The sequence below is a fragment of the Streptomyces wedmorensis genome (genome assembly GCF_000716445.1).
In the GTDB taxonomy this organism is placed as follows: Bacteria; Actinomycetota; Actinomycetes; order Streptomycetales; family Streptomycetaceae; genus Streptomyces; species Streptomyces wedmorensis.
Map to the genome: position 1 here is coordinate 44,392 of NZ_JNWK01000006.1, position 15,146 is coordinate 59,537.

Consider the following 15,146-nt stretch of genomic DNA (forward strand, 5'->3'; position numbering starts at 1 on the left):
TCCCGCGCCCTCCCCTCCCGCTCGATCGACTCGTCCCCGAGGAACTCCACATCTCAAGGATGCGTCATCCGGCGGGGAAGTGACACAAGCCGGCCCCGTCCGCCCCGCGACGGACGCGGACTCGGACGGGGGCATGGCGGGTGACCTGCGATTCAGCGGACCAGGCCCCAGCGGAATCCGAGCGCGACGGCATGCGCCCGGTCCGAGGCGCCCAGCTTCTTGAAGAGGCGCCGGGCGTGCGTCTTGACCGTGTCCTCGGAGAGGAAGAGCTCGCGCCCGATCTCCGCGTTGGACCGGCCGTGACTCATGCCTTCGAGTACCTGGATCTCGCGTGCGGTGAGGGTGGGCGCGGCGCCCATCTCCGCCGAACGGAGGCGGCGCGGGGCGAGCCGCCAGGTGGGGTCGGCGAGCGCCTGGGTGACCGTGGCCCGCAGTTCGGCGCGCGAGGCGTCCTTGTGCAGGTAGCCACGGGCGCCCGCGGCGACCGCGAGGGCGACGCCGTCGAGGTCCTCGGCGACCGTGAGCATGATGATGCGGGCGCCGGGGTCCGCGGACAGCAGCCGGCGGACGGTCTCCACGCCGCCCAGACCGGGCATGCGTACGTCCATCAGAATCAGGTCCGAGCGGTCCGCGCCCCAGCGGCGGAGGACTTCCTCGCCGTTGGCCGCGGTGGTCACGCGCTCGACGCCGGGCACGGTCGCGACCGCGCGGCGGAGCGCCTCTCGGGCAAGCGGGGAGTCGTCGCAGACGAGGACGGATGTCATGCCTGACCTCCGCGGCTCTCGCAGCTGTTGCGCGTCACCTTGAGCCTCCAGGGCTGTACGTAATCGTCACCTGTGCGATTGACGCTCTCGGACACCTGCCCGATCGCTTCTTCCTTCAACCGCCTCCGCACTCTCAACGACGGTCACTCGAAAGAGTTACGGGTCGGACGGCGGCCTTCGGCACTCTACGTGAGGGGTCGCACACGGAGGAGAGCCTCGCGGGCGATCCGCCCTTCATCGAAAGCTATGCCCCATTTAGTGGGTTTTCTTCCCTTTTCATGGTGTCTGTGGCTAGATTCGCAATGAGTCATATTTACATCTACTTCGACAGTAGGTGTCCGACCCGGACTCACGGGGACCCGGAGGAGCCCCGGCGATCAGCCATCCACCCGCCCACCTATCCGTTCGACACGGTTTCAAGGGGACAAGCGCAATGGCAGATTTCTCCCGCCTTCCCGGACCCAACGCCGATCTGTGGGACTGGCAACTGCTCGCGGCCTGCCGCGGCGTCGACAGTTCCCTGTTCTTCCACCCCGAGGGAGAGCGCGGCGCGGCACGGAGTGCGCGTGAGAACTCGGCGAAAGAGGTCTGCATGCGGTGCCCGGTACGCGCGGAGTGCGCGGCACACGCACTCGCCGTACGCGAGCCCTACGGCGTATGGGGCGGCCTCACCGAGGACGAACGCGAAGAGCTCATGGGACGCGCCCGGAACCGCCTGATCTCGGCGGCACCGGCGACCGCGTCGACCGCCGGCACGGCGTCCATGACACCCATGACATCCATGACGACATCGGCGGCCACGGGCCGGCCGATCGTGGAGCGTATGTGAAGGAACGTTTCTTCAACTAAGGCCGGGAGCCTCGCGCACGCGCGCGCCGGGCGGTGCCCACGCGCGCGTGGCGGCTCGGGCCCGGCCCTGCCGCGCCCTGGGAGCGTCCCGCCGATCCGGCCGGACGGCGGTCAAGCGCGCGCGGCGGCCCGGGTCAGCTCGTCGAGCGTGGCGGCGACGGCCGGGACCTGCGCGAGGTCGGGCAGTGTCAGGGCCACGATCTCCCGCTCCACGGCCGGCTCCACGGTGACGGTGCGCGCGCCCTTGGGGCGTACGGACTCGATGGCGAGCTCCGGCAGGACCGCCACGCCCAGGCCCGCGCCGACCAGGCCCACGACGGCCGGGTAGTCGTCGGTGGCGAAGTCGATGCGAGGGGTGAAGCCCGCCTCCTCGCAGACGTCCACGAGCTGGCGGCGGCAGCGCGGACAGCCCGCGATCCAGGACTCGTCGGCGAGTTGCGCGATGCCGACCGTGTCCGACCCGGCGAGCCGGTGCCCCTCGGGCACCAGGCCCACGAGACGGTCGGCGAGCAGCGGCCGGACGACGAGGTCGTCCCACTCGGCCTGCCCCGCTCCGTACCGGAAGGCGAGGGCCACGTCGCAGTCGCCCTCCCGGAGCATCTCGATCGAGCGCGGCGGTTCCGCCTCGACGAGGGAGACCCGGGTGCCGGGGTGCGCGGCCCGCAGCGCGGCCAGCGCGGTGGGGACGAGGGTGGAGCTGCCGCTGGGGAAGGAGACCAGGCGGACGCGGCCGGCCCGGAGCCCGGCGATGGCGGCGACCTCCTCCTCGGCGGCGGTGAGCCCGGCCAGGATGCCGGAGGCGTGCCGCACCAGGACCTCGCCGGCCTGGGTGAGGCGCATCTCGCGCCCCGTGCGGATCAGCAGCGGGGTGCCGGCGGAGGCTTCGAGGGCCTTCATCTGCTGGCTGACGGCGGGCTGGGTGCAGCCGAGTTCGCGCGCGGCGGCGGAGAAGGAGCCGGTGGCGGCGACGGCGCGCAGGACGCGGAGGTGGCGGGCCTCGATCATGCGCTCGATCATAAGCGAATCTTGGATGGGGCGGAGAATTTTCGCCGAAAACTTTGGGATGGATGCCCTTAAGGTGCCCCCATGACCTTGCTGAGTGTGAATGTGGGCCGTGCCAAGGCGGTGGAGTACACCGACTCCGCGTCGGGGATGACGGGCATCGACAAGCGCCCCGTCGACGGCCCCGTACGGATAGCCGCCCCGGGGCCGCCCGGTGTCGGCACCAGCGGACTCGCCGGGGACACCGTCTGCGACCTGCGGTTCCACGGCGGCAACGACCGGGCCGCGTACGCGTTCGCCCGCGAGGACCTGGACCGGTGGGAGACGGAGCTCGGCCGTGAGCTGGCCAACGGCTCCTTCGGCGAGAACCTCACGACCCTCGGCCTCGACGTCAACGGGGCCCTGATCGGCGAGCGGTGGCGGATCGGCGACGAGGTGGTCCTCGAGGTCACCGGCGGCCGCATCCCCTGCCGCACCTTCGCGGGTTTCCTCGACGAGAAGGGGTGGGTCAAGCGGTTCACGGGGTCGACGGCCGGCCCCGGCGCGCTGCTGCGGGTGATCGAGCCCGGCGAGATCCGGGCCGGCGACCCGGTCACGGTCGTGCACCGGCCGGACCACCACGTCACCGTCGCGCTCCTGCACCACGCGGCGACCGCCGAACGCTCCCTGCTGCCCGAGATGTTGGTGGCCGCGGAGTGGATGGAGTCGGGACTGCTCGCGCTGGCACGCCGGTACGCGGACAAGTACGACGCCGGGCGGGGCGGGGTGGACGGCGGGGCGGACGCCGCCCCGTAGCCGCTCGGCGGGGCACTACCGTGCCCGTATGACGACTGCACTGATCACAGGCGCCACCGCGGGCATCGGGGCCGCTTTCGCACGGAGACTCGCGGCGGACGGCCACGATGTCGTGCTGGTGGCGAGGGACATGAAGCGGCTCCGGGAGCAGGCCACCGAGCTGCACGACCGGCACGGCGTCGAGGCCGAGGTGCTCGCGGCGGACCTCTCCGACGAGAAGGGCATCGCCGCCGTCGAGGCCCGTCTCTCGGACCCGAAGCGGCCGGTGGACATGCTCGTGAACAACGCCGGCTTCGGCAACAAGGGCCGCTTCCTCGAGGTCTCCATGGCCGACGAGCTGAAGATGCTGACGGTGCACTGCGAGGCGGTGCTGCGGCTGACCTCGGCCGCCGCCGCCTCGATGAAGGAGCGGGGCCGGGGTGCCGTCGTGAACGTCGCCTCGGTGGCGGCCTTCGTGCCCCGCGGCACGTACGGCGCCTCGAAGGCGTGGGTCGTCCAGTTCACCCAGGGCGCGGCGCGGGACCTCGCGGGCAGCGGCGTACGGCTCATGGCGCTCTGCCCCGGCTTCGTCCGCACCGAGTTCCACGAGCGGGCCGGCATGGGGACGGACAACATCCCCGGCTGGATGTGGCTCGACGCGGACAAGCTGGTGTCCGCGGCGCTGTCCGACCTGGAGCGGGGGAAGACCCTGTCGATCCCCGACCCCCGCTACAAGGCGCTGATGGGTGTGGTGAAGCTGGCCCCGCGCGGCCTGCTCGGCGGGGTCTCGTCCAAGGCCGGACGCAAGTACGGGCCGAAGTAGGCACGTGAGCCCGGCCCGATCGGCACTCCCCTATGCGAGCGGGAGTCGCGTGGCCGTGCCGTCGTGCCAGGTCACGTGCAGGGTACGGCCGGCGACCCGGACGTCCGCGAGGTCGGACACGGGGGCGGGGGCGGGCTCGCCGGTGAGGGAGGCGAGGGCCACGAAGAGGCTCTCGGGGCCGTGCGTGACCCCGTGCAGCGCGGGGGTACGGGTGGGGCCCGGGCCCTGGAGGGTGGCCCCGGTGGGGAGTTCGGCGACGTCGGGCCCGTAGCCGAGGACCGGATGGAGCTGGGAGACGGGGCCTCCGGCGTGCGTGGCCCAGCCCGTCTGCCGTACGGGGGTCCCTTCCGGGGCGCCGAGGACGAGGTGGGCGCGGACCTCGGCGCGGCCGTGGGCGAGGGTGGCCGAGTGGACCCGGACGCCGGGCAGCGGGTGGTGGGACGAGGCCGCCCAGCCGGGGCCGGTGCCGGCCGGGGTGGCGGGGCCGCGCCGGGTGGCCCGCCCGTCGGCGATCAGGGCGAAGTGGTTGTCGGCGGGGTCGGGCCCGGTGGTGGGTCCCGTACGGGTCGAGTAGGCGTGCCGGGCGTACCCGGGGTCGTCCTCGCCCGCTTCCGCGCTGTGCACGTGGTTGGTGCCGTGGTTGTGGAGGCGTACGAGCCCGTCCGCGGCGGTGGTCTGGACGAGCAGTCCGGCCGGGGCGACGGGGCGGACGGTGTCGGCGCGTTCGGCGGGCAGGGGCTCCTCGGGGTCGGTCCAGGCCGGGTGGCCGGCGGGCAGGAGGAGGCCGAGGAAGCCCTTGGACGCCCAGTAGGGGGAGCCGGGGCCGGAGTAGTCCTGGACGAGGGGCGGGTACGGGCCGTGCCAGCCGAGGGTGAGGAGCCCGCGCTCGTCGGTGGCGCCGCGGTCGAGGAAGTACCGGAGGGTTCCGGAGGCGAGGCGGCGGGTGGCGCCGGGGGTGAGCGGGGTGTGCCCGGTGAGGGCGCCGAGCCAGGGGGCGGCGGCCGCGGCGAAGCGGTAGATCAGGGAGCGCCCGTACGGGAGGGGGGCGCCGCTCGCGTCGAAGAGGTGGACGTAGTCGTCGAGGTGGGCGCGGAGGCGGGGCCCGTAGTGGTCGAGGAGCTTCGGGTCGTCGGCGAGGTGGGCGTGCAGGACGGGGTAGAAGTGCAGGGCCCAGGCGTTGTAGTGGTCGAAGGCCCGGTTGTCGCCGTCGCTGTACCAGCCGTCTCCGAGGTACCAGTCCTCGACGCGGGCGAGGGAGCGGTCGATCGTGGCGGCGGCGCGGTCGGTCTCGATGCCGGCGTCCTGGAGGAAGCCCGCGACGGTGAGGCCGAAGAGCCACCAGTTGTTGTCGACCGGGGACGGGCCGAGGGCGGGCAGGAGCCATGCGGCGACCCGCTGCCGGGTGCGGTCGTCGAGGCGGTCCCAGAGCCAGGGACGGGTGAGGCGGAGGCCGAGCGCGACGGAGGCGGATTCGACGATCGCCTGGCGGGTGTCGGCCATCAGGGGCCAGGAGTCCGGGTCCGCGTGCCCCGGTGTCGCGGTTCCGGCCGCGAGCCCTTCGGCATGGCGGTCGAGGTGGCCGTGCGGGTCGTCGCCACGGGAGCCCGCGGTGCGGAGGGCGGCGAGGAGGAAGGTGCGGGCCCAGCCTTCGAGGCCGTCGGAGCGGGCGCCGGACCAGCTGGGACGGGGGCCGGGGAGGTCGATCAGCGCGCGTCCCGGCGAGGCGTGGGGGCGGACGGCGAGGAGGAGCCGGTCGGCCGCGGCCTCCCAGTGGGCACGGGTCCAGCCGGTGTACGGGCTGAGCTCACGGTTCTCGGGCGGCGTGGGCATGATGCTCCCTGGACTCCCTGCGATGACGTCTGCGTCGCCGGGAATCCTCGACAGACTCCGATCGAACGTCAAGAGCATCGGAGCGAATGATCGAAACTTCCGTCGTTCGATCATTTCTGGGCTAGGGTCGGGGAACCACCACCACCGCGAGGGGGAACTGCGCCGTGCGCGAGAGTGCTGCCGAACGACACGACCGACTGCTGGCCCTGGTGCGCGAGCGCGGCACCGCCCGCGTCTCCGAACTGGCCGAGCGCCTCGGGGTCTCCCCCGTCACCGCCCGCCGGGACGTCGAGGTGCTGGCCGGGCAGGGGCTGCTCGACCGGGTGCACGGCCAGGTGTCCTGGCCGCGCGGGCAGAGCGCGCCGGGCGCCGGGCGGGCGGGCGAGGGCCTGGTCCTCGGCCTGCTCGCCCCCTCCGCCACGTACTACTTCGCCGAGGTCATCCGCGGCGCACACGAGGCGGCGGCGCGCGTCGGCGCCCGGCTCGTGCTGCGCATCTCGGACTACCGGCCCGAGGAGGACCGCGCCCGGACCGAAGGACTGCTCGCCGCCGGCGCCGAGGGCGTGCTCGTGGCGCCCGGCTGGCGGGGCCCCGAGGACCGCCTCGCGTACGGGGACTGGCTGGCGGAACTCCCCGTGCCGGCGGTGCTCCTGGAACGCAGGGCCGATCCCGGCAGCCCCCTCGACGGCCTGGACCGGGTCGTCTCCGACCACGGCCACGGCGTCCTGCTCGCCCTGCGCCACCTGCTCTCCCTCGGCCACCCGACGCCGCTGCTGGTGGCCCGGGGAGACTCCCCGACCGCACTCGCCGTGCGCGCCGGGTACGCCGAGGCGCTGCGGACGCTCGGCCTGGAGGAACCGCGCCCCGTCATCGACTCCGTACCGGCCGAGGCGGACCCGGAGGGCTTCGAGCGTGCGGTGCGGGCCCTGCACGAGGCCGTCCGCTCGGGCCTGGCGGGCGCGGCCCTGGTCCACAACGACGTGGACGCGATCGAGATCGTGCAGCGCCTCGCCGAGCTGGGCGTACGGGTGCCCCAGGACCTGGCCCTGATCGCGTACGACGACGAGGTCGCGGCCCTCGCCGACACTCCGCTGACGGCGGTCGCGCCGCCGAAGCGGCAGGTGGGGCGGCACGCCACGGAGCTGCTGGTCGAGCGGCTCACCGAGGGTCCCGACGAGGACGCGGCCCGGCGCCATCTGAGCCTGCTGCCGAGGCTTCGGGTGCGGGCCTCGTGCGGGGCGCCCGGCGCCTGACGGGCCGCCCGCCCGGCGGGGCCCCGCAGACGATCGATCTGATCTTTTTTCGATCAATCAATCTTTCGCTCTTGACTTCGGTCATGAACGGTCACAGGATCACGGCCACAACCTCCCAGCCGCGCCGCCCCCAGGAGTCGAGCCGTGACCCGTAGTTGGAGCAGAACGTCCCGTGTCATAGCCGGCACCGCCACCGCCCTCGCCGTCCTCACGGCCTGCGGCGGCGGCGGTGACGACACCGCGAACAAGTCGAGCGGGCCCGTGACCATCACCTTCTGGGGCTGGGCCAAGGGCTCGAAGGACGTCGTGGACGCCTTCAACGCCTCCCACACCGACATCCAGGTGAAGTTCGAGGAGATCCCCTCCGGCACCGCCGGCGGCTACGCCAAGATCTCCAACGCCGTGAAGGCGGGCAACGCCCCCGACCTCGTCTCCATCGAGTACTCCTCGCTCCCCGAGTTCGTGAGCTCCGGCGCCCTCCAGGACATCGGCGACCAGTTCACCGAGACCGACCGCGCCAAGCTCCTCCCCCAGGCCGTCGAACTCACCACCCTCGGCGGCAAGTCCTGGGCCGTCCCCTTCGACGCCGCCCCGCAGGCCTTCTTCTACCGCAAGGACCTCTTCGCCCGGTACAAGGTCGCGGTCCCCGCCACCTGGGACGAGTTCCAGAAGGCCGCCGCGCAGGTCAAGAAGGCCGACGCCAAAGCCCGCATCGCCACCTTCTTCCCCGACGACCCGACCACCTTCGAGGCCATGGCCTGGCAGGCCGGCGCCCAGTGGTTCAAGGCCGAGAACGACACCTGGAAGATCGACACGACCGATCCGGCCACCACCAAGGTCACCGACTACTGGCAGGGCCTCCTCGACGCCGACCTCGTCCACAAGGACGCCTCCTTCAGCCCCGAATGGGTCGGCTCCCTCAAGAACGGCACCACCATCGGCTACCTCGGCGCCTCCTGGGGCGCGGGCGTCCTCAAGGGCAACTCGCCCGAACTGAGCGGCAAGTGGGCCGTCGCACCCATCCCCACCTGGGACGGGAAGCCCGCGAGCGGCATGCTCGGCGGCACCTCCTTCGCCGTCACCAAGGACAGCAAGCAGAAGGCCGCCGCCGTCACCTTCGCCGAGTGGATGTCCACCACCGAGGACGGCGTGAAGGCCCGGATCGCCTCCGGCACCTCCTCCGCCTTCCCCGCCGCCGCGGCCCTGCGCCCGGTCGCCAAGAAGGCCTTCGACGCGAGCTACTACGGCGGCCAGGACATCTACGCCCTCTTCGAGGCCGCCGGCGCCTCCATCAACCCCAACTGGTCCTGGGGCCCCACCACCGGCACCACCAACACCGCGATCAAGGACCGGTTCGGCAAGATCGCCAAGGGCGGCCCCGGCATCGCCGACGCCGTCAAGGGCGGCCACGACGCCACCGTCGCCGAACTCACCAAGCGCGGCCTGAAGGTCGAGGGCTGACCGCGTGAAGGCCCGAACCCGCGCCGCGGCGATCCTGCTGACCCCCTTCTTCCTCCTGTTCACCGCGGTGATGGTGCTGCCGATCGGATACGCGGTCTGGCTCAGCCTCTTCACCGAGAAGCAGTCCGGACTGGGCTTCGGCGGCACCGAGACCGTCTTCACCGGCCTCGACAACTACACCGTGGCGCTGGGTGACCGGGCCTTCCGCGAGGGCTTCGGCATCCTGCTCGGATACTGCCTGCTCTACATCCCGCTGCTGCTCGCCGGAGCCCTCGGTCTCGCCCTCCTGCTCGACTCGGCACTCGCCCGCGCCCGCCGCTTCTTCCAGCTCGCGCTCTTCCTGCCGCACGCCGTCCCCGGCATCATCGCCGCCCTGATCTGGGTCTACCTCTACACGCCCCAGCTCAGCCCGGTCGTCCAGGCCATGGAGGCCGGAGGCGTCGGCTTCGACTTCTTCTCCCCCGAAGGCACCCTGCCCTCCGTCGTCAACATCGCCCTGTGGGAATGGCTCGGCTACAACATGGTCATCTTCTACGCGGCCCTCCAGGCCATCGACCGCTCCGTCCTCGAAGCGGCCACCGTCGACGGCGCCGGAGCCTGGCGGATCGCCTTCGCCGTCAAGATCCCCCTCGTCAAGGCCTCCCTCGCGATGGTCGGCCTCTTCACGATCATCGGCTCCCTCCAGCTCTTCACCGAGCCGCTGATCCTCAACAAGGGCACCGGCTCCGCCGTCACCTCCACCTGGACGCCGAACATGTACGCCTACACCGCGGCCTTCGACCGCAACGACTACGGGCTCGCGGCCGCGGCATCCGTACTCCTCGCCCTGACCGCCGCGCTCCTCTCCTTCGCGGTCACCCGCCTGACCGGCCGCCGCAAGGCCGGAACGGCACGCGAGGCGAGCACGGCACGCGCCGCACGCGAGGCGGACACGGCCCGGAAGGAGCAGACGGCATGAGCAAGCCCCGCACACCGAACGTCTGGCTGTCCAAGGCGGCCGTCAACGGCGCCCTCCTCCTCGCCGTCGTCTACATGCTCTTCCCCCTCGTGTGGCTGCTCACCGCCGCCACCAAGGACGCCGGCGGCCTCCTCGCCGGAAACGCCTTCTCCTTCGAGGGCTTCGACCTCGGCGGCAACCTCAGCCGACTCGCCGCGTACAACGACGGCGTCTACTTCCACTGGTACGCCAACAGCCTCCTCTACGCGGGCCTCGGCGCCCTCGCCTGCTCGCTGGTCAGCGTCGCCGCGGGATACGCCTTCCACGTCTACGACTTCCGGGGCAAGGAGAAGCTCTTCGGCGTCGTCCTCCTCGGCGTGCTCGTCCCCACCACCGCGCTCGCCCTGCCGATGTACCTCCTCGCCAGCGAGGTCGGCATCGTCAACACCTACTGGGCCGTCCTGATCCCCGTCCTCGTCAACCCCTTCGGCGTCTACCTCTCCCGGGTCTTCTGCGCCGGCTACATCCCCGACGAGGCCCTGGAGGCCGCCCGCATCGACGGCGCCGGCGAACTCCGCGTCTTCTGGTCCATCGGGCTGCGCATGGTCATGCCCGGCTTCGTGACCGTCTTCCTCTTCCAGTTCACCGCCGTCTGGAACAACTTCTTCCTCCCCCTGGTCATGCTGTCCGACCAGAAGCTCTACCCGCTGAGCCTCGGCCTGTACGCGTGGAACAGCAACGCCCACGCCGAACCCGACTTCTACCCCCTCGTCGTCACCGGGTCCCTCCTCGCCGTCGTCCCCCTCGTCGTCGCCTTCGTCTCCCTCCAGCGCCACTGGAAGGCCGGCCTCACCGCCGGCAGCGTCAAATGAGGAAGGCCAGTCACCACGATGCACCCGACCACTGACAACCGCCCCTCCCTCCTGCTCGCGATGAGCCCCGACGTCGCCGACCGCCTCCTCACCGACGCCCACCGCGACCGCCTCGCCGCCCTCACCCGCACCGACCCGCACCTCGTCGCCCACGACCTGACCGCACCCGGCCCCCGCGTCGCCGCCGCCCTCGCCGAGGCCGAACTCCTCCTCACCTGCTGGGGCGCGACCCCCCTGACCGCCGACATCCTCGACCGCGCCCCCCGCCTCAAGGCGGTCGTCCACGCGGCCGGCTCCGTCAAACACCACATCACCGACGCCTGCTGGGACCGCGGCCTCCGCGTCACCTCCGCCGCCGCCGCCAACGCCCTCCCCGTCGCCGAGTACACCCTCGCCGCGATCCTCTTCGCCGGAAAGGGCGTCCTCCGCTCCGCCCAGCGCTACGCCGAACTCCGCACCGAGGACTCCTGGCTCACCGAGTCCACCCCCCGGGGCAACTACCGCCGCACCATCGGCATCGTCGGCGCCTCCCGCATCGGCCGCCGCGTCATCGAACTCCTGCGCCCCTTCGACTGCGAGATCCTCCTCTACGACCCGTACGCGACGACCCCGCCGCCCGGCGCCGAACTCGTCGGCCTCGACGAACTCTGCGCCCGCAGCTCGGTCGTCTCCGTCCACGCGCCCCAGCTGCCCTCCACGTACCGCATGATCGGCCCGGCCCAGCTCGCCGCCATGCCCGACGGCACCACCCTGATCAACACGGCCCGCGGCTCCCTCGTCGACGAGACCGCTCTCCTCCCCCACCTCGTCTCCGGACGCCTCCACGCTGTCCTCGACGTCACCGACCCCGAACTCCCGCCCGTCGAATCGCCGTTGTGGACCCTCCCCAACGTCCTCCTCACCCCCCACGTCGCCGGCTCCCTCGGCAACGAACTCCACCGCATGACGGACCAGGCGCTGGAGGAGGTGCGGCGGTACGCCGTCGGCGAGCCGTTCGTGGAGGAGATCCGGGAATCAGACCTGACGTGGTCGGCGTAGAGCGTCGACGACGAGTGGAACAGCGCGGGGTTCAAGGCGCAGGGCAGCCTGCAACGCCTCGGGGAAGTCGCCGGCCTGGAGCGTGCGGGCCGCCAGCACACGACCACGCCGAGGCCCGAGAACCGGCGCGAGCAAGGCCCACGCTTCCGTGTCCCCTTGCTCAGGGACCGCCAGATATGTGATCGCCACCCGGTGGGACCGGTCGTTCTGTCCGGCCTCGATCAGCGCGGCCACCAAAGCAGTCACCACGCTCTTCGGTGGGTTGGAACGAGTGTCCGCATCCAACCGCTCGCCGATGCGCCGGACGAGCGCTTCGGCTTCCTCGTACCGGCCAAGACGGACGAGGGCCTGTACAAGTAGGGCGGTGAAGTCGGCCTGGGAACCCGCGTGCGCTTCAACCTCCGCGGAGATCAGGTCGACTTCCTCCTCGTCTCCCAGATGCGCGTATGCCGTAACGAGATCGCTGCCCGCCATGAGCCACATGTACGAGGACGACGGGACGGCTTCGGCCTCCGCGAGGGCGACCCTCGCCAGCTGGTCCTCACCTGCCGCAGCCAGCGCCGCCGCAGTCGAGGCCCAGGCGCGCACCCTGGCGTCGGGTCCCTCCACCCTCCCGGCGACGGCCACCGCCGTCTCCACCAGCCCCTCGGCAGCCAGAACCGGGCAGGCCATCGCCCGCATCGCGTCGGCATTGGGACTGTCGTCGAGCGCAGCCAACGCTGCACCGAGCCGCTCTTCGTTGCCTGCCCGAGCATGTGCCTCGATGACGGCAAGCCATCCTTCGTGGAACGCCCTTCCTATGGCGTGCATCAGCGACTCCGCCTCGTCCGGCTTCCCGATGCGGGCGTAGGTCGCGGCTATCGCTTCCACCATCAGGTTCCGCCGCAACCTCTCGAACTCCGTCGCATGGGGCCCTGCCGGTTCAGGCAACTCTGCTTCAGCGTCCGCCAGCAGCGGCAACGCGGCTGAGCCGTGACCGGTCTCCACCAGAACATTCGCGTACGCCACGAGATCCATCAGCCCAGGCGGCCGGGCGACCCGCACCTCCCTCTCGACTGCGGCGATGCGGCTCGCCGCCAGGTCTCGCGAGTCGGTGGAGAGAGCCACCCCGCGTGCCAGAGCGAAAAGCCCCTCGTCGTAGTCAATGGAGCGGGCAAGTGTCTCCGCGCGGGCGAACTCGCCCGCAGCCGCCAATGCCTCCACGACCCAGCGCATCGGCTGGTGGTCGTCATGGGTGCATTCACGGGCGAGAGCCTCAGCCGGACCGAACTCACCGGTGATCGCCAACTGCTTGACCACACTGCCCAACGCCACCTGCCGCAGGTGCGGTTCGGTGATGCGTCGTCCCAGCCTCCGAGCCTCGTCGCACCGGCCCGCACCCGCCAGTTCGGAGACGACCGCAAGCAGCGCCTCCCCCCTGGCTTCACGCTGCTCGATGGCGAACGCCAATGCCTCGGCCTCCTCGCATGCGCCCGCTGCCGCCAACGCATGAACCACCTCGGTCATCCCCCGGCTGCGGAGTGGGCCGTCTGCGATACCGGCTACGAGACCGAGTGCGCGATCGCGTTCACCCAACGTCGCCAGTAGGCCGATCGCCTCGGTGACGACCGGTGTTCCCCGCGCTGTCGTCTCGGCCCGGGCGATCAGGGAATCCGCCTCCGCCTGGCGTCCCGACGCGAGCAGAGCGGCAGCGATTCGCAGTCCGGCCAGGGTTTCGGCTCCCGGGTCCGCCGAGGATGCGCGGGAAAGGAACGATCGTGCCTGCGGGACGGCACCGGTTTCGGCCCAGGCTCCGGCCACAGCGGCCACGCCCATTGCGCGGACGCGAGGATCCGACTCGGTCAGCACCATCGCCTCGGCCCTGGCGGACTCCCCGGCCCGGACCCACCACTGGGCGAGGTGGGGAAGCAGTCGTTCCCTGTCACAGGTATCGGTGATCTGATGCAGCAGGGCCTCCGCCTGCTCCGGTGACCCGATCCTCAGCAGAACGCGGCAAGCACGCTCCAAAGCCGCTGGTGCTTTGGTGCTGTACTGATCCGCCTCGGACGCGGCCTGCTCCACCGCCTCGATCAACCGAACTGCCCCATCCTGGTCGCGATGCTCCACGAGCTCTTCGGCGACCCGGACGAGCGCGTACGCCCGGTCGTCCGCAGCCGGAATACTGCGAGCCAGGGCTTCCGCGCGGTTGAAGTGGCCAAGCGCCGCCCAAGCCCAGGGAAGAGTGGCGTCCACACGGTAATTGCGGTCCTCGAGCGCTTCACGGCGAATGGCGAGCCGTACGGAGTCCAACAGGTCGGGCACGCCCGCAGTGATCAGCGCCTCCTCGGCCACCCTGATCTCGGCCAGCGCGACGAAGTCCCCGAACATCACGTCGAGCATGCGGTCCTGTCGCTCTGTGTCGAGCGCGCACAGGACCATCCGCTTCACGTCCCCGACCGAGCCGAGCATGGGGAAGTACCCACGCAGCAGGTACTCCGGCGTGGCCTCGGGCCAGCCGCGGCTCCGCCAGGCCTCCGCCCAGGTGTGCAAACGGCCCCGGTACTGGTCGAGCTCGCGCGGGCCGAGCATCTCGCGTGCTCCAGAGGCCAGTTCCTCGTGGGCGAGGAGGTAGGCGTCGCCGCGGACGGCGAAGGTGCGGCCGGGGCCGGTGCGGAGGACGTCGCGCACGCGGTAGGGGATCTCGCCGGTCAGCTCCACGAGGTCGTCCGCCGTCAGGCCGCCGCCGGCGGCGGTGAGCAGACCCAGGAGCGCGTACGGGAGCCCGCCCGCTTCCAGGAGCCGCTTGAGTTCGCGCTCGGCTTCGACGCGGATCGCGCGGGCGGCCGGGGACGGGGTGAGGAGCCGTACGGTGCCGGGGTCGCGGAGCGGATGGGCCTCCGGGACGTCGGCGGGGAGCGGCGGGTTGGGGCGGCCGGAGACGATGACCGGCAGGTCGGCGGGGAGGAGGCTGGCGATGGAGTGGGCGTCGGGGCCGGTGGTGACGCCGCGGTCCTCGTCGAGGCCGTCGACGAGGAGGACGAGTCGCTCGCCGCGCGCGGCGCAGGCCTGGGCGGCGGTGCGGTAGAGACGCAGGAGGTGGGCCTCGCAGGTCGCGGCGGTGAGCAGTGCGGGCACGCCCTCCCCGGCGAGTTCGGCCAGCTGTTCGAGGACGACGTCCACGTACGCGGCGGCGTCGTTCTGGGCGCCGAGGCGGGCGGTGATGAAGAAGGGGACGATCCGCACGCCGGGCGGCGGGGCGAGGGCGAACGACGCCATCAGCGCCGACTTGCCGGCCCAGGCGTCGGCCCGCCACCAGAGATAGCCGTTGCCCGTACGGGAGAAGGCTGCCAGCTCGGCCAACTCGCCCTCTCGGCCGACGAGTTCGTCGGGGGCGATCCGGCGGACCTGTTCCCAGTACGCCGAGCGGACGACCGTCGGCGGGCCGGTCACCACCTCGTTCCCGTCGCCGATGACGACGACGCCCGCGCTGTTCTCCACGTCGATCCCCCGCTGCATGCCCCCATGCTGCCAGGGCATCGTGGCCCCCCGGACCTAGACTGAAAG

Annotated in this window: 12 protein-coding genes; 8 read left to right on the forward strand and 4 right to left on the reverse strand. The window is 71.9% G+C overall.

All coding sequences use genetic code 11. The features are described from left to right. Positions 1–152: 152 nt before the first annotated feature. Positions 153–764 (reverse strand): response regulator transcription factor, encoded by a 612-nt coding sequence (locus tag OO54_RS06625; RefSeq protein ID WP_003948568.1) that lies wholly within the window; start codon positions 762–764, stop codon positions 153–155. A gap of 433 nt (positions 765–1,197) precedes the next feature. Here OO54_RS06625 and OO54_RS06630 point away from each other — a divergent pair, with 433 nt between their 5' ends. Then, positions 1,198–1,593, forward strand: a complete 396-nt coding sequence (locus OO54_RS06630; protein ID WP_033201945.1) for a WhiB family transcriptional regulator — start codon at positions 1,198–1,200, stop codon at positions 1,591–1,593. A gap of 131 nt (positions 1,594–1,724) precedes the next feature. Here the strand turns inward: OO54_RS06630 and OO54_RS06635 are convergent, their stop codons facing one another. Further along, positions 1,725–2,618 (reverse strand): LysR family transcriptional regulator, encoded by an 894-nt coding sequence (locus OO54_RS06635; protein ID WP_033202082.1) that lies wholly within the window; start codon positions 2,616–2,618, stop codon positions 1,725–1,727. Positions 2,619–2,699: 81 nt separating this feature from the next. Between OO54_RS06635 and OO54_RS06640 the strand changes: the two genes are divergently transcribed. Continuing rightward, the gene (locus OO54_RS06640; RefSeq protein WP_033201946.1) at positions 2,700–3,410 is read left to right on the forward strand and encodes an MOSC domain-containing protein; all 711 of its coding nucleotides are present in this window, start codon (positions 2,700–2,702) and stop codon (positions 3,408–3,410) included. Positions 3,411–3,438: 28 nt separating this feature from the next. Further along, complete coding sequence (locus tag OO54_RS06645) at positions 3,439–4,212, forward strand: SDR family NAD(P)-dependent oxidoreductase (RefSeq protein ID WP_033201947.1); 774 nt, start codon at positions 3,439–3,441, stop codon at positions 4,210–4,212. A gap of 30 nt (positions 4,213–4,242) precedes the next feature. Here the strand turns inward: OO54_RS06645 and OO54_RS06650 are convergent, their stop codons facing one another. Next, positions 4,243–6,042: a DUF2264 domain-containing protein gene (locus OO54_RS06650; RefSeq protein WP_033201948.1), complete on the reverse strand. Its 1,800-nt coding sequence runs from the start codon at positions 6,040–6,042 to the stop codon at positions 4,243–4,245. Between the two features lie 164 nt (positions 6,043–6,206). Between OO54_RS06650 and OO54_RS06655 the strand changes: the two genes are divergently transcribed. From OO54_RS06655 to OO54_RS06675, 5 genes are all read left to right on the forward strand, one after another. Continuing rightward, complete coding sequence (locus OO54_RS06655; RefSeq protein ID WP_033201949.1) at positions 6,207–7,295, forward strand: LacI family DNA-binding transcriptional regulator; 1,089 nt, start codon at positions 6,207–6,209, stop codon at positions 7,293–7,295. Positions 7,296–7,439: 144 nt separating this feature from the next. Next, complete coding sequence (locus OO54_RS06660; RefSeq protein ID WP_033201950.1) at positions 7,440–8,756, forward strand: ABC transporter substrate-binding protein; 1,317 nt, start codon at positions 7,440–7,442, stop codon at positions 8,754–8,756. A 4-nt stretch (positions 8,757–8,760) separates the two neighbouring features. After that, entirely contained in the window at positions 8,761–9,714 is a 954-nt protein-coding gene (locus OO54_RS06665; protein ID WP_051786757.1) for a carbohydrate ABC transporter permease, read from the forward strand. After that, complete coding sequence (locus tag OO54_RS06670; RefSeq protein WP_017239624.1) at positions 9,711–10,565, forward strand: carbohydrate ABC transporter permease; 855 nt, start codon at positions 9,711–9,713, stop codon at positions 10,563–10,565. Before OO54_RS06665 ends, OO54_RS06670 begins: the two co-directional genes overlap by 4 nt. Positions 10,566–10,583: 18 nt before the next feature. After that, positions 10,584–11,603 carry a hydroxyacid dehydrogenase gene (locus OO54_RS06675; protein WP_033201951.1) on the forward strand — a complete coding sequence of 340 codons (1,020 nt, stop codon included), beginning with the start codon at positions 10,584–10,586 and terminating at the stop codon, positions 11,601–11,603. Here OO54_RS06675 and OO54_RS42285 read toward each other — a convergent pair. Beyond that, positions 11,580–15,098: a hypothetical protein gene (locus OO54_RS42285; RefSeq protein WP_157856435.1), complete on the reverse strand. Its 3,519-nt coding sequence runs from the start codon at positions 15,096–15,098 to the stop codon at positions 11,580–11,582. The two genes, OO54_RS06675 and OO54_RS42285, sit on opposite strands and share 24 nt — an antisense overlap. Between the last annotated feature and the right edge of the window lie 48 nt (positions 15,099–15,146).

Coding starts and splice junctions, on each gene's coding strand:
- OO54_RS42285 (WP_157856435.1), bottom strand. CDS start 15,098: ATGCAGCGGGGGATCGACGTGGAGAACAGCGCGGGCGTCGTCGTCATC.
- OO54_RS06650 (WP_033201948.1), bottom strand. CDS start 6,042: ATGCCCACGCCGCCCGAGAACCGTGAGCTCAGCCCGTACACCGGCTGG.
- OO54_RS06635 (WP_033202082.1), bottom strand. CDS start 2,618: ATGATCGAGGCCCGCCACCTCCGCGTCCTGCGCGCCGTCGCCGCCACC.
- OO54_RS06630 (WP_033201945.1), top strand. CDS start 1,198: ATGGCAGATTTCTCCCGCCTTCCCGGACCCAACGCCGATCTGTGGGAC.
- OO54_RS06670 (WP_017239624.1), top strand. CDS start 9,711: ATGAGCAAGCCCCGCACACCGAACGTCTGGCTGTCCAAGGCGGCCGTC.
- OO54_RS06645 (WP_033201947.1), top strand. CDS start 3,439: ATGACGACTGCACTGATCACAGGCGCCACCGCGGGCATCGGGGCCGCT.
- OO54_RS06625 (WP_003948568.1), bottom strand. CDS start 764: ATGACATCCGTCCTCGTCTGCGACGACTCCCCGCTTGCCCGAGAGGCG.
- OO54_RS06675 (WP_033201951.1), top strand. CDS start 10,584: ATGCACCCGACCACTGACAACCGCCCCTCCCTCCTGCTCGCGATGAGC.
- OO54_RS06640 (WP_033201946.1), top strand. CDS start 2,700: ATGACCTTGCTGAGTGTGAATGTGGGCCGTGCCAAGGCGGTGGAGTAC.